The 25,587-nt window shown below is 32.9% G+C and carries 24 protein-coding genes; 15 read left to right on the plus strand and 9 right to left on the minus strand.

Features of this window, described 5'->3' with window-relative positions; genetic code table 11:
- Window positions 1-58 precede the first annotated feature (58 nt).
- The 6 genes from X928_RS06385 to X928_RS06410 all read right to left on the minus strand — a co-directional run bounded on the left by X928_RS06385 (window position 59) and on the right by X928_RS06410 (window position 8,608).
- Window positions 59-1,009, minus strand: coding sequence for a ribose-phosphate pyrophosphokinase (locus X928_RS06385; protein WP_103078991.1), 951 nt, complete (start codon window positions 1,007-1,009; stop codon window positions 59-61).
- 2 nt (window positions 1,010-1,011) lie between these two features.
- Window positions 1,012-2,367 carry a bifunctional UDP-N-acetylglucosamine diphosphorylase/glucosamine-1-phosphate N-acetyltransferase GlmU gene (gene glmU / locus X928_RS06390; RefSeq protein WP_103078992.1) on the minus strand — a complete coding sequence of 452 codons (1,356 nt, stop codon included), beginning with the start codon at window positions 2,365-2,367 and terminating at the stop codon, window positions 1,012-1,014.
- A 207-nt stretch (window positions 2,368-2,574) separates the two neighbouring features.
- Complete coding sequence (ruvA, locus tag X928_RS06395; protein WP_103078993.1) at window positions 2,575-3,147, minus strand: Holliday junction branch migration protein RuvA; 573 nt, start codon at window positions 3,145-3,147, stop codon at window positions 2,575-2,577.
- A 24-nt stretch (window positions 3,148-3,171) separates the two neighbouring features.
- Window positions 3,172-4,488 carry a bifunctional folylpolyglutamate synthase/dihydrofolate synthase gene (locus tag X928_RS06400; RefSeq protein WP_103078994.1) on the minus strand — a complete coding sequence of 439 codons (1,317 nt, stop codon included), beginning with the start codon at window positions 4,486-4,488 and terminating at the stop codon, window positions 3,172-3,174.
- Window positions 4,489-7,113 (minus strand): valine--tRNA ligase, encoded by a 2,625-nt coding sequence (locus tag X928_RS06405; protein ID WP_103078995.1) that lies wholly within the window; start codon window positions 7,111-7,113, stop codon window positions 4,489-4,491. It lies immediately after the preceding gene.
- Between the two features lie 79 nt (window positions 7,114-7,192).
- On the minus strand, window positions 7,193-8,608 hold the full coding sequence (locus X928_RS06410; RefSeq protein WP_103078996.1) for an MFS transporter: 1,416 nt from the start codon (window positions 8,606-8,608) through the stop codon (window positions 7,193-7,195).
- Window positions 8,609-8,784: 176 nt separating this feature from the next.
- Between X928_RS06410 and amrA the strand changes: the two genes are divergently transcribed.
- The 11 genes from amrA (at window position 8,785) to X928_RS06465 (ending at window position 18,167) form a co-directional block, all read left to right on the plus strand.
- On the plus strand, window positions 8,785-9,306 hold the full coding sequence (amrA, locus tag X928_RS06415; RefSeq protein WP_103078997.1) for an AmmeMemoRadiSam system protein A: 522 nt from the start codon (window positions 8,785-8,787) through the stop codon (window positions 9,304-9,306).
- Window positions 9,307-9,325: 19 nt separating this feature from the next.
- Window positions 9,326-10,324, plus strand: a complete 999-nt coding sequence (gene amrS / locus X928_RS06420) for an AmmeMemoRadiSam system radical SAM enzyme (protein ID WP_103078998.1) — start codon at window positions 9,326-9,328, stop codon at window positions 10,322-10,324.
- Window positions 10,297-11,334, plus strand: coding sequence for an FAD:protein FMN transferase (locus X928_RS06425; RefSeq protein ID WP_103078999.1), 1,038 nt, complete (start codon window positions 10,297-10,299; stop codon window positions 11,332-11,334). The genes amrS and X928_RS06425 overlap by 28 nt, the downstream gene beginning before the upstream one ends.
- A gap of 6 nt (window positions 11,335-11,340) precedes the next feature.
- Complete coding sequence (locus tag X928_RS06430; RefSeq protein ID WP_103079000.1) at window positions 11,341-11,715, plus strand: NusG domain II-containing protein; 375 nt, start codon at window positions 11,341-11,343, stop codon at window positions 11,713-11,715.
- On the plus strand, window positions 11,709-12,230 hold the full coding sequence (locus tag X928_RS06435; protein ID WP_103079001.1) for a Gx transporter family protein: 522 nt from the start codon (window positions 11,709-11,711) through the stop codon (window positions 12,228-12,230). Before X928_RS06430 ends, X928_RS06435 begins: the two co-directional genes overlap by 7 nt.
- Window positions 12,211-12,783, plus strand: a complete 573-nt coding sequence (locus tag X928_RS06440; RefSeq protein ID WP_103079002.1) for a nucleoside triphosphate pyrophosphatase — start codon at window positions 12,211-12,213, stop codon at window positions 12,781-12,783. Before X928_RS06435 ends, X928_RS06440 begins: the two co-directional genes overlap by 20 nt.
- Before the next feature lie 53 nt (window positions 12,784-12,836).
- Window positions 12,837-13,505: a RadC family protein gene (gene radC / locus X928_RS06445; RefSeq protein ID WP_103079003.1), complete on the plus strand. Its 669-nt coding sequence runs from the start codon at window positions 12,837-12,839 to the stop codon at window positions 13,503-13,505.
- Window positions 13,498-14,730, plus strand: coding sequence for a tetratricopeptide repeat protein (locus X928_RS06450; RefSeq protein WP_103079004.1), 1,233 nt, complete (start codon window positions 13,498-13,500; stop codon window positions 14,728-14,730). The genes radC and X928_RS06450 overlap by 8 nt, the downstream gene beginning before the upstream one ends.
- Before the next feature lie 88 nt (window positions 14,731-14,818).
- The gene (locus X928_RS06455; RefSeq protein WP_103079005.1) at window positions 14,819-15,832 is read left to right on the plus strand and encodes a glycosyltransferase family 2 protein; all 1,014 of its coding nucleotides are present in this window, start codon (window positions 14,819-14,821) and stop codon (window positions 15,830-15,832) included.
- A gap of 28 nt (window positions 15,833-15,860) precedes the next feature.
- Entirely contained in the window at window positions 15,861-16,778 is a 918-nt protein-coding gene (locus X928_RS06460; RefSeq protein ID WP_103079006.1) for a glycosyltransferase family 4 protein, read from the plus strand.
- Between the two features lie 57 nt (window positions 16,779-16,835).
- Window positions 16,836-18,167 (plus strand): hypothetical protein, encoded by a 1,332-nt coding sequence (locus X928_RS06465; protein WP_103079007.1) that lies wholly within the window; start codon window positions 16,836-16,838, stop codon window positions 18,165-18,167.
- 101 nt (window positions 18,168-18,268) lie between these two features.
- On the opposite strand, the gene X928_RS06470 is transcribed toward X928_RS06465, so the two are convergent.
- Window positions 18,269-19,381, minus strand: a complete 1,113-nt coding sequence (locus X928_RS06470; RefSeq protein ID WP_103079008.1) for an aldo/keto reductase — start codon at window positions 19,379-19,381, stop codon at window positions 18,269-18,271.
- A 23-nt stretch (window positions 19,382-19,404) separates the two neighbouring features.
- The gene (locus tag X928_RS06475) at window positions 19,405-20,538 is read right to left on the minus strand and encodes an aldo/keto reductase (protein ID WP_103079009.1); all 1,134 of its coding nucleotides are present in this window, start codon (window positions 20,536-20,538) and stop codon (window positions 19,405-19,407) included.
- Window positions 20,539-20,741: 203 nt separating this feature from the next.
- Here X928_RS06475 and X928_RS06480 point away from each other — a divergent pair, with 203 nt between their 5' ends.
- From X928_RS06480 to X928_RS06495, 4 genes are read left to right on the plus strand one after another with little or no spacing between them, the layout of a single operon-like run.
- Complete coding sequence (locus X928_RS06480; protein WP_103079010.1) at window positions 20,742-21,878, plus strand: sodium ion-translocating decarboxylase subunit beta; 1,137 nt, start codon at window positions 20,742-20,744, stop codon at window positions 21,876-21,878.
- Between the two features lie 20 nt (window positions 21,879-21,898).
- A complete protein-coding gene (locus X928_RS06485) occupies window positions 21,899-22,111 on the plus strand; it encodes a 4Fe-4S dicluster domain-containing protein (protein WP_103079011.1) in 213 nt (70 codons plus the stop codon).
- A gap of 32 nt (window positions 22,112-22,143) precedes the next feature.
- Entirely contained in the window at window positions 22,144-23,301 is a 1,158-nt protein-coding gene (locus X928_RS06490; protein ID WP_103079012.1) for a 2-oxoacid:acceptor oxidoreductase subunit alpha, read from the plus strand.
- A gap of 5 nt (window positions 23,302-23,306) precedes the next feature.
- Window positions 23,307-24,776, plus strand: a complete 1,470-nt coding sequence (locus X928_RS06495) for a GGDEF domain-containing protein (protein ID WP_103079013.1) — start codon at window positions 23,307-23,309, stop codon at window positions 24,774-24,776.
- On the opposite strand, the gene X928_RS06500 is transcribed toward X928_RS06495, so the two are convergent.
- Window positions 24,773-25,561 carry a sulfite exporter TauE/SafE family protein gene (locus X928_RS06500; protein WP_103079014.1) on the minus strand — a complete coding sequence of 263 codons (789 nt, stop codon included), beginning with the start codon at window positions 25,559-25,561 and terminating at the stop codon, window positions 24,773-24,775. The genes X928_RS06495 and X928_RS06500 overlap by 4 nt on opposite strands.
- Window positions 25,562-25,587 lie beyond the last annotated feature (26 nt).

Here is a 25,587-nt window from a genome sequence, read left to right on the forward strand (position 1 = left end):
CGCTCCCCACCCATAAGGAAAAGAAAATAATCCTTTTTCCTAGCTTCCCAACCGTTAATTATCTGAAAAGTATACTAACAGATAAATTTTTTCTTATTCTGACTATCGCTTCTCCCAAAAGTTCAGAGGAGTTTAATTCCACAAATTTGTCAGGCAATTCTTTATGATATATTGTATCTGTAACAATTATTTTATCAATACTTGAATTTTGCAATTTTTCAACGGCATTTAGTGAAAATATCCCATGTGTAGCGGCAGCGATAATTTTTTTTGCACCTTTATTATGTAGAGTTTCAGCAGCAGCTACAAGAGATCCACCAGTATCTATTATATCATCAAATATTATACAATTAGCACCCTCTACCTCTCCTATTACGTTTATTACTTCAGCAACGTTATCTTTAGGCCTTCTTTTGTCGAGGATAGCTAAAGAAGATCCTAATTTTTGGGCAAACTTTCTAGCTCGTTTTACGCCACCAACATCCGGGGATACTACCACGGTGTCATGTTGTGTCAATTTCATTTCTTCTAAAAAATATTTTGAAAAAATCGGGAAACTCCAAAGATTATCAACTGGTATATCAAAGAAACCTTGGATTTGTTCGGCATGAAGATCAATTGTCACTACCCTAGTTGCGCCAGCAGTTGTAATTAAGTTGGCAACAAGCTTTGCAGTAATTGGATCTCTACCCCTGGCTTTTCTATCTTGACGAGCATACCCAAAGTATGGAATTATAACAGATATAGATGCAGCAGAAGCCCTTCTCAGGGCATCGATCATTATCAGCAATTCCATGATATTATTATTTACAGGCGGAGCTATGGATTGAATTAAATATACATCGAATCCTCTCACTGTTTCGTTAATTTTTACATTTACTTCACCATCTGCAAAAGTTGATACTTCGCAGTCACCCAATCTTGTGTCCATGTATTCGACAATTTTTTTAGCTAAAAGAGGGTTAGAGTTTCCTGCAAACACTTTGAATTGATTCTCTTTAGTTGACATTTTTATACTCCCTTCTCTACATTTTGTGAATCCCTTTTTAACACCCAATTTTCTTTGTTTATTTGATGTGCTCTTGCTAAGGTTAAAGCATTGTCTGGCACATCTTTTGTTATCACAGACCCAGCTCCTACAAGAGAATTTTTTCCAATATTAACAGGTGCAACTAAAGAGGTGTTACTTCCAATAAAGGCTCCATCATCTATAAAGGTCTTGTTCTTTTTCTTACCATCGTAGTTACATGTTATAGTTCCTGCACCAATGTTTACATTTCTCCCAACATAAGTGTCACCTAAATAAGTTAAATGCTGTGCTTTACTGTTGCAAGATATTTTAGTTTTCTTAGTTTCAACAAAATTACCTATTTTAACGTTTTCTTGCAACTCTGTTCCTTCTCTTAGCCTTGAAAAAGGACCTATAGAAACATTTTTTTGTATTCTACTTAATTCGCATTCTGAGCGAATTATTTTCACATTGTCTTCTATAATACAATCTTTGATCCTTGTTAATGGACCTATTTCACAATCTTTTCCAATGGTCGTTTTTCCGTATATAAATGTTTGAGGATAAATTATTGTATCAGCGCCAATACTTACATCAGCGGAGATGTATGTAGAATCTGGATCCTGTATTGTAACTCCATTTAGCATGTGTTTCTTTAAAATTTCTTTTCTTATCTTTTTTTCAGCTTCTGCTAACTGTATCCTATCGTTTATACCAATAACCTCTATTTCATTTTCTAATTCTACCACACCAACTTTTTCCAGAAGTTCAAAAACATCGGTTAAATAATATTCTCCCTGGGCATTTTGTGGAGTGATACGGTGTAAGGCTTCTTTTAATTGCTCTCCTTTGTAAACAGCAATTCCTGTATAAACTTCTTTTATTTGCTTTTCAAAAGTATCGGCATCTTTTTCCTCAACAATTTTAACAAATTTATCTTCGTTTTTTATTATGCGTCCATAACCAGTTGGATCCTCTAATTTTACTGAGAGTATAGTCGAACTGTTATTATCTTTTAAATGTTTTTCAATGAGAGAATTTAAAGTTTGGTAAGAGATAAATGGCACATCGCCGTAAAGTATCAAGATATCGCTATCATCGAGAAATTGTTCTGCACAGAGTACAGCATGACCCGTTCCTAATCTTTCTTTTTGCTCAAAAATTTTAACATTTTCATCCAACAATTCTTTTACTAGATCTTTACCATTTCCTAGGACTATCCCGATTTCGTCGGTTATTTTTCCTGCAACATCTATGACCCAATTTATCATTGGCTTATCTAGAATTTTATGTGCAACTTTTGGGATCTTTGATTTCATTCGTTTTCCTTGCCCAGCAGCAAGTATTAATACTTTTATATCTACCTCCTCCTTTCATAATTTTTAGCGCCCCTACCCACCTCTCCACCCTTCTTAAGGAAGGGACCTACGGTCCCTAAGTCCAACAAGGGGTGGAGGGCTTCGCCCTGTGACCCTTTAAAATCAAAAGATTTTTTTGAAATTTTTTTAATTTCTAAAGATTTTTGTTAGCGCCTCTTCGCTTCGCAAATCCCACCAGAAAATTACCTACAGCCTTGTAAGGCATTCTTTAATTATTTCTTCCGTTTTTAGTTCTTCTAGATCAAGTTGACCTATGACCTTCATAATTTCATATCTTTGAAATCCAAGAGTTTCTAAAGCTTCTATAGCTTCTTTTACATTATTATTTCCATACGATTGAGCGCCTACCCCAGCTGAATAGGCACTGAAAGAATCAGAAAGTTCAGATATTAGTCTTTCGGCTGTTTTCTTACCTATGCCAGGCAGGTTTGAAAGGAGCGTTGTATCTTGGGAGTTTATCATTTGTATAAATTCTTCTGCATCCGTTTTTCTAAGGATTTTTGAAGCAATTCTTGGTCCGATTTTTGAAACTTTCTTTAAACTTTCAAAAACATCTCTTTCTATTTTATCTTTAAAAATATAGAGTGATGTGTTCCATTCGCTTATTTCCAGGGATGCGAAGAATTCGTATTTGTCACCCTTTTTTAAGTATCTTATAACGTTGAACGAAGGATACGCTTCCAGAGTTAAAGCTCCAATTTTGATTAGAACTTTTTCGTCCTCAAAATCTTCAATTGTTGCGTTAATTTTTCTTATCATATTATATACCTCGATAAAAGATATCTACAATGCTACTAAATTAGTGGATATTAATTCTTTGATTTTTCCAAGGAGATACAAAGAACCAGTGAAAAAATAAATATCACTTTTTTCTGATAAAAGCTTATTGAAACCTTCCGAAGGGTCTTTTATAAACTCAACATTTTTGGTATGCTTTTTAAATTCTTCATATATTAATTCAGGATGTCTTCCCCTTTCGGTAGGAACTGATGTTACAATAATTTTATCAAAAACTGAAGCAAAAATTTGTGACATTTTTTTGTAGTCTTTATCATCCAATATCCCAATCAAGGCAATTTTTTTCTGAGTAGGAAAGTAAAGATTGATGCTTTTTTCTAATTGTTGGGCAGCAGCAAAATTGTGGGCACCGTCGAAAACTATCTTTTTACCGTTTATTTCTGTGTACTCAAACCTACCTTCCCAATAAAAGTTTGCCATAGCTTCTCGGATTTTCTCAATAGATAGAGCTTTTCCAAATTTTTGCATAAACGCTTCTACTACTGCCAAAGATGTTGTAACGTTTTCCATTTGGAACGTCCCGTTGGCACCAAAAATCAGATCTTTAATTTCAGAATTAATACCATAATAATCTAACATATTATTGTTAATAAAATATCTATGGTTGGTAGAATTAAAATCTTTTCCATGTTCATAAACTTTTTCTGCATTGACTTCTTTAGCTTTATTTAAGATAACTTTTTTTGGGCTTTCGTCTATATTTCCCAATACCAAAAAATTGTTTTTCTTTATGATACCTGCTTTTTCATAAGCTATCGCTTCAAGAGTATTACCTAAAGTTTTGATATGGTCTTTAGATATAGAGGTTATGACTGAAACATCAGAATTGATAACATTAGTAGCATCCAACCTTCCTCCTAAACCCACTTCAATGATTCCTACATCCACTTTTTGCTTTTCAAAATACTTAAAGGCCATAGCTGTTGTTATTTCAAAAAATGATGGTGCATATTCTTCACCTTTCAGATCCATTTTTTTTATTTCTTCTTCAATCTCATTGTATATCTGCACAAATTCTCTCTCAGAAATGTTTTCCCCATTTATTTTTATTCTCTCGGTTAATGAAACCAAATGTGGGGATATAAAGGTTCCAACTTTCATTCCATTATATCTTAAAATTTGTGAAAGTGCAGTGGTAACACTTCCTTTTCCGTTAGTACCTGTGACGTGTATACTTTTGAACGAATTCTGCGGGCATCCTATACGTTTAGTTAATTCTTCTATCCTTTCGAGACCTAATTTCACCTTGAAATTTGCTGCTCCTCTTTGATAAAGATAATCAACTAAATTGGTAAATTCCATTTAACTAATCTCCTTTAAGAGTGTTTGCAATTTTTGATATTTTTTCTCACTTTCTATCAAATCTTCTTTTGTTTTTTCTACTACATCCGGATCAGCCTTTTCGACGAAATTTTTATTTGATAATTTTTTATTATATAATTCTATATCTTTTGCTAGCTTTTCCAATTTTTTTGTTAACCTTTGTTTCTCTGTATCGATGTCTATGTAATCACCTAAAGGTATGTAAACTTCTACACTTTCATCTACATAAGCAGTGGCAGATTTTGCTGGTTTCACTTCGGTTTGAGTTATATCTTTCAAAAAAGCTAAATGTTCAATTAAACTTATGTTTTTTTCTATAAAATCGTCGTTTTTTGCGACAATTTTGTATTTCAAGTCAACCTTTTGTGTTTGGGGTATATCCATTTCGGCTTTAACGTTCCTTACACCCTTAACTAACTCCATAATCTTCAAGAATACCTTTTCTGATTCAGGATAAATATTATTCTCGTTACTCTCTGGCCACTTAGCGCTTATCAATAATTCTGAATCTTTCTCTATAGGCAATTTTTGCCATAGTTCTTCCGATATATAAGGCATAAAAGGATGTAATAAACGTAATGAAGAATCAAAGACTTGCAGAATAACATTTTGTACTACCAATTTATCTTTACCACTCGAATTTAACCTATTTTTTGAGGCTTCTATATACCAATCACATAATTCATTCCAGAAAAAATCATATAGTTTTCTTGCAGCTTGATCGTAGTTATAAACTTCTAAATCTTTGGATATTTCTAGTATTGTAGAATTCAATCTGGTTAAAATCCATTTGTCTTCGATTTTTAAATCTTCTTCTTTCAGTACAATTTTCTCGTAGTCTTCCATATTTAAGAGTACAAATCTAGCGGCATTCCATATTTTATTTGCAAACTTTCTGTAGGCATCGAAGGATCCAACATCTAATTTAATATCTCTTCCTTGAGCAGCTAAAATTGCTAAAGTAAATCTAACAGGATCCGTTCCATATTCGTTAATTACTTCTAAGGGATCTATACCGTTGCCCAACGATTTAGACATCTTTCTTCCATATTTGTCTCTTATCAATTGATGTAGGTAAACATCATGAAAGGGCTTCTCCCCCATGAACTTTTCTCCCATCATTATCATTCTTGCAACCCAAAAAAAGATTATATCAAATCCGGTGACTAACAAATCGGTTGGATAGAATTTTTTAAGATCTTCCGTTTTTTCGGGCCATCCTAGGGTAGAAAAAGGCCAAAGAGCTGAAGAAAACCACGTATCTAGTACATCCTCATCTTGTTTTAGATCCGTAGAGCCACATTTTTCACACTTTTTAACGTCTTCGACGGATACATTCACATGCCCGCAGTTTTGGCAATACCAAACGGGGATTCTATGTCCCCACCAAAGCTGTCTTGATATACACCAATCCCTTATTTCATACATCCAGTTAAGATACACTTTTTTCCATCTTTCGGGGTAAAATTTTATTTCATCATTTTCCACTACTTGGATTGCTTTTTCTGCTAAGGGTTTCATTTTCACAAACCATTGATCCAAAAGAAGAGGTTCTATAACGGTGCCACATCTGTAACAATGACCGACTGAATGAGTATAATCTTCCTCTTTTTCTAATAATCCCTCTTTTTTCAAGTCTTCGACTATTCTTTTTCTAGCTATATACCTATCTAATCCAGCGTACTTGCCGCCATTTTCGTTTATCTTTGCATTTTCGTCTATAATTTGTATTCTTTCCAAGTTGTGTCTTAAACCAATTTGATAATCGTTGGGATCATGGGCAGGTGTAACCTTGACGACACCTGTACCAAAGTTTGGGTCTACGTAAGGATCCGCTATAATTTTCAGTTTCCTTCCGACAATTGGCAAAATAGCGATTTTTCCAACCAAATTTTTATACCTTTCATCTGAAGGATTAACAGCGAGAGCTGTATCTCCTAACATAGTTTCAGGTCTAGTGGTTGCTACAGTTACATAATTTTGAGTATTTTCAAGACGATATTTTATATACCAAAGTTTGCCTTTTTCTTCGCTGTGTTCAACCTCATCGTCTGCCAGGACGGTTCCACAGGAAGGACACCAATTTACTATATATTTTCCTTTGTATATTAAACCTTCATTGTACAAAGAAACGAAGACCTTTCTTACCGCTTGGTTGAGCCCTTCATCTAAAGTGAATCTTTCTCTGCTCCAATCGACAGAGGCTGCCAATGCTTTTATCTGTTCACGTATGTGATTACGATATTTGTTTGCCCAATCCCAAGTAATTTTTAAAAATTCTTCTCTAGTATAATCTTCTCTTCTTTTACCTTCTTCTTTTAAAAGATATTTTTCAACAACATGTTGTGTTGCTATCCCCGCATGATCTTCTCCGGGTATCCAAACTGTTTCCTTCCCTTTCATTCTATTATATCTTACGGAGATATCCTGAAGAACGATATTTAAAGCATGACCAATATGTATTTTGCCAGTTATATTTGGAGGCGGAATTACTATACTGAACTTATCGTTTCCTTGTCTTGGCTCAAAGGAATGGGATTCTTCCCAAATCTTATACCATCTATTTTCAAGTTCGTGTGGCATATATCTTTTTCCAATATCCATTAATGCGACCTCCTAAATTTTTGATGAATGGTGTCAATCTAATTTTACACTCTCTGCTTTATTAAATCAAAGATTGAATTTATTCCTTATCTTCTTTATTGTCATTTGTAACTACTTGATTTTTCTCTTCGTTTTCTACATCAACGGAAGGGGGAAGTTCACTTTTTTTGATTTTCCTTCTGTTCCTTCTGAATAAATCAAAAGGAAAATTGATTTCTCTTCTTTTAAACAAAGCTGCTTCGGGTGAGAATATTCCTTTATATCTAATGGGCTTTTCCATTGCCTCAACTTCAGTTAATAGAATAACAGATATGATCCTTAATATGAATCCTATGATAAAAATCAATTGAATCCCATGATAGGGGTCCCCCATAAAATGAATCTCTATATTTTTTAGATGATTTGCTAAGAGACCCCCACTCAACGAGCCAAAAATAGCCGCAATCCCGGCGATGAAGGAGTTGGCCGCGATATAATTTTCGGATGGCTCTTTGGATATTTCTAAAAGTAGATTGAAAATAGCTAAATTTATTGCCGACCAAGCAAAGGCGGAAAATATAGCATTTAATAATTCGATACTCCTATAATTCGTTGCATTCATTAAAAAGTACATCAAAGGGCTGAAAGTTGACAATAAAATCCCCAAACTTAGAACGTTTTTGCTGCCAAACCTGTCTGCCACTACTCCAAAAAATAGATATAAAAAAATAGAGATAACGCTTGTTATTATTCCCATATTTCCAAGAAATTGATAATTTATATTCAAAATCGCTACTTCATAATAGGAAAAGTAAGGCCTTGCAAATTCTATGGCAAAACTCCAAACAAACATAAAAAGTAGGAAGTTTTTAAAGTTTCTATCTTTAAAAGGTACAAAAATGTTTAGATTAAAGGTGGAAATTTTTTCACTTTCTTCGGGAAACTCATGTTTCATCAACAAAAAAGCTGACAGAACTGAAAAAAATGCCATAAAGCCTGTAACCAGTAATAACCCTGTTTTAAAATTTGGAAATTCTAAAAATATAGAATAAAGATACAGCATTATTATACCAGTTATGGAAGAGAATATATTACGAATTCCGAAATATTTACCTCTTTGTTCAAAGGGAACAACCCCTTTAATCAAAACCGTCCAAGTGTTGCCTACAAATGTTCCGAAAAAAGAAAATAAAAGGATAATAATTAATATAATATACTCGGATCTCACATCAAAGAATATAAAAATTGGCAATAAAACAAATAAAGTTCTCGATATAAACGCGTTTATTACCAAGCTTTTCTTTCTTGAACCAATAATCTGGTTTATTCGTGAAGAAAAAATCTGAAACATCTGTGCTATAATAGGAAAAGAGGTCATAACTGATATAAAAAGAGGAGATGCGTTGAAATATATAGCAAGAGTTGTGAAAATAAAACCTTGTGTACCGATAAAAAACGCGTTGTATGAACCCGCCTCTAAGATAGAGAGAACCCTTGTTTTTTCATATTTTGCCATATTTATTTTTCTCCTTGCTACTATATTTATTATTTTGTTTTTGAAGTGTAGTCGTTTGAAAATATATTATAATTCACCAATGAAAAATAAAGTTTACTTTCTAATTTAATAAATGTTATTTTTGTCTTTGAATGAAATTCGCCTTGAATCGTTTTTAAATTTGAGAGGTGATAATATTGAATGAACACCATCCATATGTAATTTGGGCAAGAAAAGTGATAGAAGCATATGTAAAAGAAAAAAGAAAAATAGATTTTGATGAAACTCTTCCAAAAGATTTATTTAACAAAAAAAGAGGATGTTTTGTGAGTCTTCACAAAAGCTCTGGAGAATTGAGAGGTTGTATTGGTACCATTATGCCCGTTTACGATAATTTAATCATGGAGATAAGAGAAAATGCGATCGCTGCTGCCACAAGTGATCCACGGTTCCCTCCTCTTTCGCCAAAGGAATTAGACGATCTAGTTATTTCAGTTGATGTTCTATCAGATTTAGAAAAAGTGAATGATATGAATGAGTTGGATCCTAAAATCTTTGGAATAGTTGTTAAAAGTGGTTACAAGAGAGGGGTTCTTTTACCTGATCTAGAAGGAGTTGATACTGTGGAAGAACAATTGAGAATAGTCAAATTAAAAGCTGGTATTTATAAAAATGAACCAATAGAAATATACAAATTCACTGTGGAGAGGTTTTTTTAAAATAATAGAGGTGAAGTAAATGAAAATCAATTCCTTGTTCTATGAGGAATTTAAAGACGATATTTTGAAATGCACCTTATGTCCTCACCAATGTATATTATATCCTGGCAAAACAGGGATATGTGGGGTTAGGCAAAATATAAAAGGTGAGATGTATTCATTAAATTATAGGGATGTTACCAGTATAGCTCTCGATCCAATAGAAAAAAAGCCACTTTTTCACTTTCATCCTGGCGAAAAAATCCTTTCCCTGGGAACTTGGGGCTGTAATTTAAAATGTCCTTTTTGCCAAAATTACGAAATTGCCCATCTAAAACCTCGATATCAAAAGAAAATATATCCCAACGCTATCCCATCTTTGATGGATAATTATGGTGTTCGAGGTGTTGCGTATACATATTCAGAACCGATAGTTTGGTATGAATTCGTTTTGGATTCATCAAGAGAAGTTAAATATGCTAATCCTGACAACTACAATGTTTTAGTAACGAACGGATTCATAAACGAAAAACCTTTGAGACTTATGCTACAATATATTGACGCAATGAATATAGATTTAAAAGTATTCGACGATAAAAATTATATGAAAATATTAAAAGGAAGATTAGAACCGGTTAAAAAAACGATAAAAATAGCCTATGAAGAAGGTATTCACATTGAAGTAACTACATTGGTAGTTCCCAAAGTAAACGATAATTTGGAAGAACTAGAAGAAGAATTTTCTTGGCTAGCAAGCATTTCTAAAGATATTCCCCTTCATTTATCGCGGTATTTTCCTGCATATAAATATAACGAACCACCGACAGATATCAACTTTTTAGAAAAAACTTATAAGCTTGCAAAAAAATATCTCAATTTTGTATATCTTGGTAACATTTTGTCTTCAACATACGAAAATACTTATTGTCCAAATTGTGGGACACTCCTTATTCAAAGAAAAGGATACGACATAAAAATTGAAAATCTAAATAAAAACGGAGAGTGTGAAAATTGCGGCAGAAAAATATGCGTAGTTTGAGAGTATATCTATATATAGCTGCTGTTGGTGTAGGTATATTTTTATTATCTTTGTTATTATTTTCTAAACCCAACCCAGTTTACGAAGAAGAAGAGTTCCCGGTGCTTGGCACCATTGTAAGGGTAAAAGTAGCAGGGGATAAAGTATCTTCAAATGTTTTATTGAACACAGCAGAACAAGAGTTGTATAGATTACACAACAAATTTAGTCCCAACGTCGAAGGTAGTATAGTCCAAAAATTAAATACTGATAGAAAAGTTGAAGTCGACGAAGAGGGATTATTTTTATTTCAAGCTACCTACAATTATGCAGTAATAACAGGTGGAACTTTCGACCCCACTGTGAGGCCCCTGCTTAAATTATGGGGATTTGATGATATAAATTCTTCCAAAAAAGTTCCAACCCAAGAAGAAATAAATGAAGCATTAGAAAATGTTGATTACAGATTCATAAAAATCGACGAAGAAAAGAGAGAAATTTCATTACTAAAAGATGGTGTCGAAGTGGACTTAGGAGGAATAGCTAAAGGATATGCAATTGATTTAGTCATACAAAAAATTAAGGAAATAGATCCTGGGGCTACAGGTTTTGTCGATGCTGGTGGAGATATCGGTATAATAGGTCCAAAGTTTGGAGAACTTGCCTGGGTTATAGGGATAAGGGATCCTTTTTCACAAGATGCTTTAAAATCCATAGATACAATTTATTTAGCAAGCGGTGCGGTGGCTACATCTGGAGATTACGAAAGATTTTTTGTCCAAGACGGTAAAAAATATCATCATATCTTAGACCCAGAAGATGGATACCCAGCAAGAAATGCATCCAGTGTGACTGTGGTAGCAGAAAAAGCAATGATAGCGGACATCTTTTCTACGGCTCTTTTCGTTTTAGGATACGATAACCCTGCCTTAGATTATTTCACGGATTTTGGCATTCAAGCTTTGGTTATATCCCCAACGGGAGAAAGCACCGAGACCAATGGTTTTGACTATTTTCGGGAGAAAATGTGATAATCAATGAAATTCACTAAGAAAAATGATCTATACTTACTTTTAGTAGTAATATTGTTAGTTTTAGTGATGATTTTTATGAACGCTTATCCAAAAAAAGGGATAAATGGTGCAGAAGTTTACTTAAAAAGGGAAAAGATTTTGCAAATAACTAAGGAAGGCACTTACAGTATAAAAAATGATGAAGGTGAGTTATTGATGAATGTAGAATACATAGATCAAAGAATTAGAGTTATCGATTCATCATGTCCTTTGAAAGTCTGTGAAAATACAGGATGGGTAGAAAACCCTAATCAACCGATTATTTGTATTCCAAATGAAATAATTGTAAAACCATTAGGGACCGAAGATGACACGGAGATCGATATCTATACATGGTAAAAAGAACAAAAACAATATCTCATATAGCGATTTTAACCGCATTAGCCTCTGCTATTTACTATGTTGAATCCTTTTTACCCATGCCTGTTTCTGTTCCAGGAGCGAGATGGGGATTTTCCAACTTTCCTTTGTTGATGTCTGTAGTGAGTGGAATTAGCGTTACTAATACTTTATACATAGCTCTGTTAAAAACTTTGCTGGGTTCAATACTAAGTGGAAGATTTTTATCTCCCATGTTTTGGATGGGATTAGGTGGTTCACTGGCCAGTGCTTTATTTATGTCCTTATCCTTCAAATTTACCAATAAATTTGGGATCTTAGGGATTAGTGAAATAGGAGCCTTTTTCAGCAACGCTGTACAATTAATAATCGCCAGTCTTTTTATTGTTAAATCACCTAATATTTTTTGGTATTTCCCTTACATGCTTTTTTTTGGTATATTAACGGCATTTATAAACGCAACAATTGTGAACTATATTTTAAGGAGTGTCAACCTTGATAGATTCAAAAGTTGAAATAGTTTTAGGATCCTCATCCCCTCGAAGACAAGAGCTTTTAAAATTAATAACAAAAAATTTTACGATTAGAACAGCTAATATTGATGAAACTTATAACTCTACAACACCTTCTGAAATTGTACAAGAAATTTCATATAAAAAAAGTAAAAATATTGAAATTTCAGTGGGAGAGCTTCTAATAACGGCTGATACTATAGTAACTTTGGATGGAAAAATATTTGGAAAGCCTCACAATTACAATGAAGCTTTCCACATGCTTAAAACCTTATCAAATAAAACTCATTGCGTTTACACAGGAATAACTTTAAGATCAATGGAAAAATTTTCTTCTTTTTATGAAGTTTCGAAGGTGACTTTTTATAAATTGGATGAAGAAGTAATAAATTTTTATATAAGTAATAACAATGTCTATGACAAAGCGGGAGCTTATGCTATTCAAGATTTCGCTGCTGTTTTTGTAAAAAAAATTGAAGGTGATTACTATAACATAATGGGCCTACCTCTAGCAAAATTATATTGGCAATTGAGACAAATGTTCGCAACCTTATAAAATTATTTCAAATATTCCAAAAATTTCTATTAAAAGCCGAAAAGGAGAAAATAATGGAAGATGAACTAAAACCAAGAGAGAAACTAGAAAAATATGGGCCACAATCTCTCAAAGACGAAGAACTTATAGCCATAATCCTAAGACATGGAGTTAAAAATTATAACGTATTTGATGTTTCTGAACAGATATTAAAAAAATATAAAACATTGAGTCAATTGGTCGATATATCACTTGAAGAAATCTCAGAAGAAAAAGGAGTAGGAAAGGTTGGCGCAATAAATCTAAAAGCTGCATTAGAAATAGGGAAAAGATATCACCTTCAAAAATTGCGTCAAAAGTACCAAAAGGTAACATCTCCAGAAGAAGCATACCATGTTTGTGAGGACATGATATATCTAACCAAAGAAACAGTGAGAGCTATTTTTTTAGATTCTAAACTTCACATCATAACTATTAAAGACATTTCCAATGGAACGGTAAATATTTCAATTGCTCACCCACGAGATATTTTTAAAGAAGCTATAATGTACAACGCAGTGTCCTTCATTTTAGTACATAATCATCCATCAGGGGATCCCACACCAAGCATGCATGATAGAGACATAACGAAAAAAATCATGGAATCTGGTGAGATCTTAGGTATAAACATGAACGATCATATAATAATTGGTAAGGATTCTTATTTCAGTTTCTCTTTGGATAGGAGTGAAAAAATTGACTGATAAAAATGAAAATAATAATGCGGAAGATAGATTGCGAAATTTATACAAAATAAAAGAAGAAATCGAAAAAGAATTAGAAAAAAAGGGCATAAGAATACCTGATACACATCAGAAAAGGAAAACGAGTAAAACCATATATAAAGCTGACTATGAAATAGAAAAATTAAGCGTTTCTATAAACAATATAAATAATTGGTTTGATTTGATAATTTACGATATAGATCTATCGAACGAAAAACTATCGTATTTTTTTGAACTAAGGTTAAGTAACAAATCTCTTCAAGAATATTCGAATCAATTTGGATTGATGCACCTATTCAGAAACGATTTTCAAAAAGCCGAAGGTTTTTTTGAAAGAAAGAAAGATATAAACTCTAAGATAAACAAAGGTTTTTTGAAAATAATGCGGGATGACGAAGACGCAAATAAATATTTCACGGAACTAATCAGTACACATCCAAAAAATGGTTTAGTTTATTTAACCCTCAGCCTATTCTTTCTAAAAAGGAAAGATTTTTACAACGCATATAAAATGATTAAATTGTCTAATTCCTTTTTAGATTATTCATTTATAAACATGGGACTGAGCGCTTACGAGAAAGATTTTCAAAAATCTTTATCCTTTTTATCAAAAGCTTACCTTGAGGGGAGAGCAAAAAGGGTTGTAAATTTGATAAACTATTATGTAAGTCTATTTATTTCTGATTCGGAAAAGGCCTTCTCTACCTTTGCTCTCTTGAAAGAAGATAAAACTCCATGTATAAACTGCATCAAAACTTTATCGAACTCTGAAAAGGTAGAACCTCCGAGTTATTGTCCTTTTTACGAAAGAATACAATTTCAAACTGGTAATCCTAAACCTTACAAGGCAGAAGATTCAGAACTTTACGAACTATTACTCTACAAATATTATCAAGAAAAAGATATACAGCAATTTAATTCGTATGCAAAAAAAATTGAACGTTATTTCAACAATGTACCACTAATATTTTTATCATCGACGGAAACCACTTCTAAAAAATTTATAACGGATTTATTTACACAACACAAAACGGGAGTCAAGATCAATTTAAAGGGCCCCAACTATTATGACAATCTAAACAAAACGACAACAGATCTTAAAAGGAAGTACAAAAAGAACTTCATATTCTTTTTAGATCTACCCTTTTATGAAGCGTTGAGACTATTATTTGGTTGGAGGATATGCCAATATCTGTATGTATAGGTCGGAACGGGGTGAAGGGGCGTTAACAAACAATTTTTAGAATTTCTAAAGTTTTACATCATACATATTATGCGAGGAGTGATAACAAATCTTTTTACCCTCAGTATCAGTAATATTAGTTTGCAGAAATGAAGAAAAAACGATCGAGCATGCGTTAAATTCTTTAATCAATCAGACAAGAAAGCCGGATGAAATAATTGTCGTTGATGGTCAATCGACAGATAGAACTGTTAGTATAATAGAGAAATTTGCTGAAAAAATTAATAATATAAAAATCATTACGAATGTAAAAAAATATACCCCTTACGGTTTAAATTTAGGGATCAAGAATAGTAAGGGGAATTTTGTTTTTATAGCAGGTTCCCATACAGAATTCGATAAAAAATATGTGGAATATAGTGTTGAATTTTTGATGAAACATCCAGAAGCGAGTGCAGTTGGAGGGGTGTCTTTGGCTACCCCTGTTAATGCTAAAAGTTGTTTACAAAAATCGATGGCTTTCTCGTATTCTTCCCCCTTTGGTACTGCAGCTAGGCATAGGTATCAAGTGAAAGAACCATTAGAAGTTGATACTGTTGCATATGCATGTTATAGAAGAAAAGTTTTTGATACAGTAGGATATTTTAATGAAAGACTTTTAAGAAATCAAGATATCGAATTTAATTATAGGATGAGGAAAAAGGGTTTAAAAATCTTTTTATTACCAATAACAAATAATTATTATGTTCCACATGGGTTGGGGGATTTTATAAAAAAGAATTTTTCAAATGGTTTTTGGAATTATATAACTCTTAAAATATCTCCTCATGGGATTTCCTTTAGACATTTCATTCCTCTTATTTTCGTAGTTTATCTTATTTGCTTATTCTTAGTTCTAGTTCTGTCAAAAAATACTGTTTTTAATATTATTTTAGCGATTCCGTTTTTCATATATTTGTTATTAGACACATTATTTTCATTAAAGTATGCTATAAAAGAGAAAAATGTCTTATTGTTATTTTGTAGTTTGTTTATGTTTTTGCTTTTGCATATTTCATATGGTTTAGGGACATTTTGGAGTATAATTAAATCAATCCTCTTTACCAAAGGTGAGAAAGTATAAATTTTAAAAAGTTGTAGGTGAATCCAATTTGTTAGCTATAAAATTTATAAGCTCTTTTGTCTTATCGGTTATTTTAGTTCCCATTATGATAAGAATTGCAAAAAAATACAATATCGTTGATAGGCCTGACAATAGATTGAAAGTTCATAAGGCTCCCATTCCTTATTTGGGTGGTGTTGCTATATTTCTTTCAATCTTACCCTTTTATTACCATGATATCGGTTTTATAATTCCAGCCAGTATTTTAACTTTTATTGGGCTTTACGATGATATTAAGAGCGTTTCTCCTTATGTTAGATTATTTGCCGAGTTTATTGTTGTCTCAATGGCAATATATTTTGTCGGAGGAATTATTCAACCTTTTCAGTTTTTTATTTTGGTATTAACTGGGATGGCTTTAGTTAACGGAGTAAATATGGTTGATGGAATGGACGGAGTCTGTGCTGGAACGGCAATAGTGAGTTTGTTATTCTTTTCTTTGATATCCAAAAATTACGAACTGTTGATCTTTGCTTTTGCTATTTTTGGATTTCTATTATACAATTTGCCACCAGCCAAAATCTTTCTTGGTGATGCGGGTTCTTATCTTTTGGGTTTTGTTTTGTTTTATTCCTTTTCCTTTCTATCCGGAAGGTCTGGTAGAGGGGGTTATTTCATTTCGTTAATTATCACTGGGTTTTATTTTACTGATTTGGCTTATGCTGTGATAAGACGTTTACTTAGCAAAAAATCTCCTTTTTTAGGGGATAAAGAACATATTTATGATAAAATTCGAAAAAAATATAAAATAAAACCATTGTTTGTGGCATTAGTTACATATATTATTTCCGTGGTTTTTGGTATGATAGGATTAATTACTTGGGATTTTCAAATAATTGGTGTTATAATTGTATTGGTATTATTTATATTTATAGGTTATCATTTTAAATTGTACAAATATGACTGATTGAAGGATTGATCATATCAAAAAAATTTTAAAGTTTTATGTAAAAGAGGTGTTGTGATGATAATTTTAAAAGGTAATTATGGTGATTATATGAAACTTCGGCCTCTATCAGTAAAAAAAATTTTCTTAGATGAGTCGATGTTGAGAAACAATAAAGATCCTGATATTTACGAGAAATATATTTATGAAGTGGAAGGAAGGTTTGGAAATTACAAATGGTTTAATAACGAATTCAATTTGGATGAAATGAGGAAACGCCCCGAACGGGGTCAAGGAAAGGGAAAATTGGATAACCTCACCTTTGATATAGAATATATCCCGTTGATATTGACAATCTTAAGGATTAATACTTTTTTTAAGTCAAAAAAGAAGAGTATAATTTCTGTTCTTTCTTCTGATCATGAAAACCAAACTTCGGAGATAATTTCAGAGGAGTCATTTATATATTCTTTGAATGAAAGCAATAATTTATCTTTTTTATTTTTAAGAAAAATAGGTAAAGGTTTAATCGAGCATCATTTAATTTTCACTAATAACTATGGAGATCATTTTGATATGTATATAGAAAGTGATCGCAAGAGCATAGAAAGTTTTTATAAAAACCTGTTGAACGAAACAAATAATTTTCGGGTAGCTATACTTCCAAATATTGCTCAGAAAATCTCTCCATTTTATGAAAAAATAATTGAGAAAATTGCGATCGTTAATTACGAAAATGTCAACAATATTACAGATGACTTTTTTTCTCTGTATAATCTCAATCCGAAAGAATTTCTGAAAAATTCTGAACCTCGGCAAGAATTAGAGAGGTATACAAATTATTTGTTTAATGGGAAAAATGATGAAGAAGAGGATTATTCCTTCGATGATGATATAGACGATGTCGATATTGATTTTACTATAAAGAATATGGAAGATATAGAAGATGAGCTAAAAGATATTGCAGATTTGCAAAACAGTGATCAATTTTTAGGAAACTCTTACTACTATAATGAATCGTATGATTTGTTCATTGAAATGGAAGAGGAGTTTATGGATTTAATGGATCATATAATTTTCGACGAAAATTTGAAAAAACGAGATAGAGAGTACTATTTAGAAAAAATAAAGAGCATGATAAACGAAGTATCTGTAATATTTCAAGATTTAAAAGAAAAGAAAGAGTTTGAAAGAGAACTTTTATTAGATATGGTAAATGCTTATGGAATTGAGCAAATTACTGATAAAAAAGATTTAATTTCTGAAATTTTTGAAGAGATAGATTTGACTACTGATCTAAACGAAATATATGAAATCTCGGAGGATAAGATTTTGAACGATTATAAAAATTGGTATAAGGATCTAATATCTAAGAAAGGTAAAAGCATGAAGGAAGTCACTAACAACTAATATCAAAAATAATACCCGGTTTGGTAATCCACCAAACGGGGTATTATTTTGAGCCTCTCAAAATCCTAAATGCGTAAAGTATCTATCAATATAGTTATATTTTAAAATATTTCTCCTTTTCCAAGCTTGTAGTCTACCAATTTCATTTTTCTTATTATTGGTATATCGTAAGGACATCTTTCTTCACATATCCCACATGCTGTACAATCTTTGAAGGTCTTATTGAGTTTGGAATAAGCCATTTTAGCTTCGTTTTGGTTTCCAAACCAGAACGCCAATCTTTCTCTGAGTGCATAATCTGGAGCTTCATGGGGTTGATAATCCCTCATTTGTCTATCGTACCATCCCTCGTACTCAAACACTTTCATAATTTCTATATCTTCTGGACAAGGCAAGCATTTTCCACATTGTCTACAGACATAATTTCCAAGTTCTGGGGCACGATAATACAGATTTTCTATAGATTTTTTTGGTAAAGGTTTAAAGTTTTCAGCTACATGAATATCTTTTCTTAACATGTCTTCGGAGTTTGCTCCTACGACCATTACATCTAAATCTTGAGTTAAAGCATATTTTAATGCATCGTAAGTAGACCTGTAAAGATAACCATCTGCAAAAGCCTTCATACCAACAATTCCCATGTTCTTTGATCTTGCAAAAGGAATGACTTCTTGATAAGTACTCGGAAAATTGAAGATATCTAAGTAGTTAAAACCTGTCATTAGAACATCTAAGTCTACTGTTTTTATCAGTTTAAGTGCATAATTCCCCAAACCATGGAAAGATACACCAATAGCTCTTATAATACCCTCTTTTTTAGCTTGAAATAGATAATCTAAGGCCGAATCTTTTTTCAATAAGGCTTCAACATCTTCCTGAGTGGTAACATGGTGGAGAAACAAAATATCTAAATGATCAGTATTCAGGTTCTTTAAGGTTCTTTCTACGAAGTGTTGAGCATTTTTCTTATCTCGAGCATGGCATTTGCTAGCAAGAATTACTTGATTTCTTCTGTCTTTCAAGGCATATGAAATTTTCTTTTCAGATTCACCATCTCCGTATTCAGCAGCAGTTTCAACGTAATTACCGCCTGACATTATATAAATATCCATTAATTTTGAAACATCATCCTTTGAAATTTCCAACATATGAAACCCGCCTAATCCCAAAAGAGAAACCTCAAACCCAGTTTTTCCAAGGATTTTTTTCTCCATAAGATCACCTCCATAATTTTGGATCAAGTTAATTCATTTCTTACTTGTTTTAAAAACAATCTTATAGGTATATGCTGTGGGCATTCTTCTTCACAATCCCCACATTCCTCACAAATAGAAGCATCTATACCCTGCTTTATGAAAGATTGATATCTTTCTTTTGCCTCTAGTAAGTTATCAAATATATAACCTTCATTGTAAATGCTAAAAATTGAAGGAATAGGTATGCCATTTTTGCAAGGAACACAATAATTACATCCAGTACAATCTATCTTCGATTTACTTTTGTAAATATTTCTGACCCGTTCAATCGTCTTTAATTCTATTTCACTTAAGGAATTTGCATCTGAATCATCTGCTGATTTGAGATTTTCTATCACCTGTTCCATTGTAGACATTCCACTCAAAACAGTAGTTACCTCAGGATGGTTCCATACCCATCTTAACGCCCAGTACGCTGGTGATTTGATTTTATCTAAATTACTCAAGATTTCGACAGCTTCTTGAGGTAATTTGTTTGCCAATTTCCCACCTCTAATTGGTTCCATGATAATTACCGCCAGACCCTTTCTTTTCGCATACTTTAATCCGGCGATTCCTGCTTGAAAATGTGTATCAAGATAATTGTATTGTATTTGACAAAAATCCCAGTTATAAGAATCAACGATCTTTTTAAAGGTTTTGAAATCGTCGTGAAAAGAAAATCCGGCGAACTTTATCTTGCCTTTTCTTTTTGCTTCATCCAGAAAATTCAAAACGTTTAAATGAGAAATCTTATCCCATCTTTCTTTATCCAAAGAGTGCAAGAGATACATATCTATATATTCGGTATCAAGTTTTTTCAGCTGTTCATCTAAATATTTTTCAAAATCTTCGTACTTATTTGCCAACCAGACTGGATTTTTAGTGGCTAAGTAAACTTTTTCCCTGTAGCCATCTTTTAAAGCTCTTCCAACAAAGTATTCACTATTTCCTTGGTGGTAAGGATAAGCGGTATCAACATAATTTAGGCCGTTATCAATGGCATATCTAAGCATTTCTGTGGCCCTTTCTTCATCAATTTTTGAAGGATCGTCATTCAAAATGGGTAATCTCATACATCCAAAACCCAACGCGGAAAGCTTTACATCATACTTACCAAATTTTCTGTATTTCAAAGAAACACCTCCAATATATTATTATGATTAATCAACTTTGAAATTAATTCGACAGATAAACTTATTCTACTTTTATTATACCAAAAAAATTAAAAAACTCTTTTTTCATAAAAAGTAGAAACAATAAATTTGATTATGTTATAATAAAATACAGTAGAAGTAATTGAAAAAAATTTCATACTTATCTCCGAGGAGGTTTTTAAATGCTATCGGAAGGCATACTCAACTTTTTTTCAAGTACTGGATTTATAAATCTTTCATGGCCCCAACTTTTTATGATAGTTCTTGGATTGGTTATTATCTATTTTGCAATATCAAAACACGCAGAACCACTTCTTTTAATTCCATTGGGCTTTGGTATGGTTATAGCTAACATTCCCCCAGAATTAACAGGTATTCTTATGCCTCCTCAGAATGGTCAACCAGGTGGATTGTTGTGGTATATAAAATTGGGATTGGATACCGGAATTTATCCACCATTAATTTTTTTAGGTATCGGAGCATTAACTGATTTTTCATATTTGATCGCAAATCCAAAATTGATACTTCTGGGGGGAGCTGCACAGGTCGGGATATTTATTAGTTTTTTACTGGCAAGTTTTTTAGGTTTTGATCTTCATTCTGCTGCTGCAATAGGTATTATTGGAGGTGCTGATGGTCCAACTTCCATATACATAGCTTCTAAATTTTCTCCTGATTTATTACCTGTTATAGCGGTTGCAGCCTATTCTTATATTTCGCTTATCCCAGTACTACAGCCCTTTGTTTCAAAATTATTTACCTCTAAGAGGGAAAGAAAAATAAGAATGAGAAGGTTAAGAGAGGTTTCTAAAAAAGAAAGAATTATTTTTCCCCTAATAACAACTGTTGTAGTTACTTTGATGGTTCCCCAAGCGCTACCTTTAGTAGGAATGCTTATGTTGGGAAACTTATTGAAAGAATCGGGGGTAACCGGTAGATTAGCCGAAGCGGCCTCGCGTTACGTCCTAGACACAGTAACAATACTTTTAATGTTATCAGTAGGTGTTTCTGCTACAGCTGATATATTTTTGTCTTTGGTAACCTTAAAAATCATAGTGTTAGGCGCAATTGCTTTTATAGTTGCGATGGCAAGCGGAATAGGATTCGCAAAATTGATGAATTTGTTCGCGAAAGAGAAAATTAATCCATTGATTGGTGCGGCAGGTGTTTCGGCGGTTCCTGATTCAGCTCGTGTAGCCCAACATATTGCTCAAGAGACTGATCCAGGTAATTTTATTTTAATGCATGCAATGGGGCCAAATGTTGCTGGAGTAATAGGTTCAGCAATAGCTGCTGGTCTATTTTTAAGTATACTATAATTTAGAGGAGGCAACATCAAATGCAAACCACTAAAAAACAGTTTAAAGTGATAATAAATTATAATTATTGTAAAAAATGTGGTATCTGTTCTTGGATTTGTCCCGTAAATGCTATAATAGAAGAAGAGTTTGGTAAGCCAGTTGTTCCAGATCCAGAAAAATGTACAGGTTGTTTGCAATGTGAACGAATGTGTCCCGATTTCGCGATAAGTATAAAACAAATAGGTCAATAAAATGAAGACTCTTTTTAGAAGAGGTGAACTTAATGGGAAAAATGCTCTTTTTACAAGGAAACGAAGCGGTTGGAATGGCTGCTATAAAAGCAGGATGTCGTTTTTTTGCAGGTTATCCGATTACACCATCAACCGAAATAGCCGAATACATGTCTAGAGAATTGCCAAAAGTTGGAGGAACTTTTATACAGATGGAGGACGAGCTCGGAAGTGCAGCTGCTATAATAGGTGCTTCCCTTGCAGGTGTAAAATCCATGACTGCTACTAGTGGTCCCGGATTTTCACTTATGCAAGAGGCTTTAGGATACGCCATTATGACAGAGGTGCCCTGTGTGTTTGTTGATGTTATGAGAGGTGGTCCAAGCACAGGACTTCCTACCAAGCCTTCTCAAGGAGATATAATGCAGATACGGTGGGGAACTCATGGAGATCACCAAATTATTGCGATATATCCTTCTACAGTGGAAGAAGTTTATACATATACTGTCACAGCGTTCAATTATGCAGAAAAATACAGAACACCGGTTATTTTGGTGTTAGATGAAACTTTAGCACATATGAGAGAAAACGTGTATTTCGATTACGAGAAAGAGAATCCACAGATTGTCGAAAGATTAAAGGAAATTGATCTAGGAGAAGAAGAATTATTTTTACCTTTTGATTTAGAGGAACAATTTGCGGTAAATCCATTAGTTGAAATGGGAAAAACAAGATTTCATGTTTCTGGCCTAGTTCATGATGAAAGTGGCTTTCCCATAAGAGATCCAAACACCATATCAAAAGTGATAGAACATTTGGATTCAAAAATTAGATTATCTGCCGAGGAAATTTCTATTTATAACGAATATATGCTACAAGATGCCGATATAGTAGTAGTTGCATATGGGAGCGTTGCTAGGAGTGCCTTGAAGGCGGTTAAACAAGCGAGATCAGATAAAATTCCTGTAGGGTTCTTTAAGCCTATCACTATTTGGCCCATGCCTACCTCAAGACTTAAATTAATATTTAAAAATGCTCAAAGTATAATCGTTCCAGAGATGAATACAGGCCAGTACGCTAAAGAGATGTCACGATTGAATAAATTGAACAAACATGTCGAATCTTTAACGAAAACTAGCGGTGAGTTGATTACACCTGATGAAATATTAGAAGTAATCATGAAAATGTGGGTTCAGATTACGGAGATGTGAAGAGAATGGATGTAAAGTTGCTAGAAAAGTATCAACCAAAAATTAATTCTGCTTATGTAAATCCAGGTATTACGCTTTTACTTGAAAACTTCACAAAAGAAGTTCTCTTTGAGTTTGAAGTTATGATTAAAATTCATTCTGATCCATTTCAAGTACCTGACAATTTGTATAAATTAATAAAGATATGTAATTCATTCTCAATTTTCACGATAAAAAGTGTAGAAGAGATTATATACTGCCAAGAACAAGGAATACAAATGGCAAGTTCTCAAATGGAGAGTGTTGTAAAAATTAATTACGAAACACTTCAAAAAGAGGAAAGTATAGTAGTGTATGAAATACTTAAAAATGCATCTCCGTTAGTAGGATCAATGCTTACAGATATCCTACTCAATTCTTCAAAAATAGCCAATGTATTCGGGGCTTCAGAAATCATATTAGAAAAAGGGTATAAACCAGAAACGTCTATAGATGAAATGATATATATAACAATGACAGCAATAACAGGTGGCTTTGCAGGAGGTTTTAATAGAGCTATCTTATTTGTTGAAGACAGCGGAGATTTCAAGGTCCATAGAGTTATTGGACCTGAAAGTGATAGAGAAGCTGACAAAACTTATGAAAAGTTTGAAACACTTGAGAGAAATATAGAATCATATTTGTCTCAATATAAATCTAAAATGAATTATTTTTCAAATTTAGAGAAAAAGATAAAAGGAATTACTTTTAAAAAAGAATTGTTGGTAAACAATGATCTTTTTAAGTACTCAATTGAGTCGAATGCTACTATTAAATTACCTGTAAGTCGATTTAATGAGATGATCGTAAATTTACTCGATTTAAAGGGAGAAGTAGCTATTTCACCAATAGAAATAGACGATGGAAGACTTGCTTTTTATCTTTGCGATAATAGATACAACGGGAAACCGATAACAGATGATCAACTGGAAATTCTAGATTATTATGCTAAAGAAAGTTGGATGATGTGGCAAAATAAAATTTATCAGAGTTTATTAAAAAAAGATGCTCAGATAGATCCTCTTACAAAGGTCGGGAACAGAAGAAGTTACGAAAATTATATTTCTTCTATAAAATATCTAAAAAATCAGCAAATAGCCTTAGTTGTCATTGATTTAGACAACTTCAAAGAGGTAAACGATACCTATGGCCACGAAGAAGGAGACAAACTCTTAAAAGGATTTGCACAACTATGTGTTGATAATTTGAGAAAAAAAGATAGTATATTCAGATATGGTGGTGATGAATTCGTAATAATTTTGGAAGATGTTAAAAAAGAAGAGATATATTCTATTTTGAAAAGAATAAACCGTAAACTAAAAGAAACCATGAATATCACTTTTTCAGCTGGAGTAGCGTATGGTAACAGCCATGAAATAGATTTACTTTTCAAAATTGCCGACCAAAATCTATACATGGCAAAAGGGCAAGGAAAAAATAAAATTATGATCAATTAAGATATTATACCGTCTATAATTGTCATCGCCCCTAAAAGGATAAATGCTACTCCAGCAATTTTGCTAAGTTTTTCTTCCGAAACGCTATTAGCGAATATTGCAGCCATTTTTGAACCTAAAGCACCACCTACAACCGCGAAAGCTAACAAATTCCAAGGGATTGGAGCATACAACGCATGAGAAACAGCACCAGATAATGCTGTAAAAGCCATTATCAGAACAGAAGTTCCTACTGCAACGTGAATTTTGTATCTTAAAACCAGTGTAAGTATAAGAAGTATCATTACTCCGCCGCCTGCACCGACAAAACCAGCTATAAATCCGATTAACAAACCCCAAAGTATTGAGCTAGTAATTCTTTTGACATTACTTATATTTGGATCATTTTTATGTTTTTCTTGAATAGTTTGTATTCTTTGATGTAAAGGCTTCCTTATGAAATTTATACCGATTAATAAGATTGCAACTCCGGTAAATCCTCCTAATCTGGCTGAAGGAACATATGAAGAAATCCAACTTCCAATTATAGCCCCCACAATTGCACTTATTGCCATCTGTAATCCAGATTTTAAATCAATATTTCCGTTTCTTCTATAAGTATTTGCTGCTACCAACGATGCCACCACATCCGTTGCTAAACTTATTCCTATAGCTTCAAAAGTTGGAATATCTAAAAAAGTTATTAAAACAGGTACAATCACCGCTGCAGCACTTGCTCCAATTATTCCTGTAACAGCTCCAGCGCCCCAACCGGCTAGAACTGAGATTAGGTATTGACTTATCATATTTTTTTGACCTCCCAAATATTTTT

Source organism: Petrotoga miotherma DSM 10691, from assembly GCF_002895605.1.
GTDB classification, from domain to species: domain Bacteria; phylum Thermotogota; class Thermotogae; order Petrotogales; family Petrotogaceae; genus Petrotoga; species Petrotoga miotherma.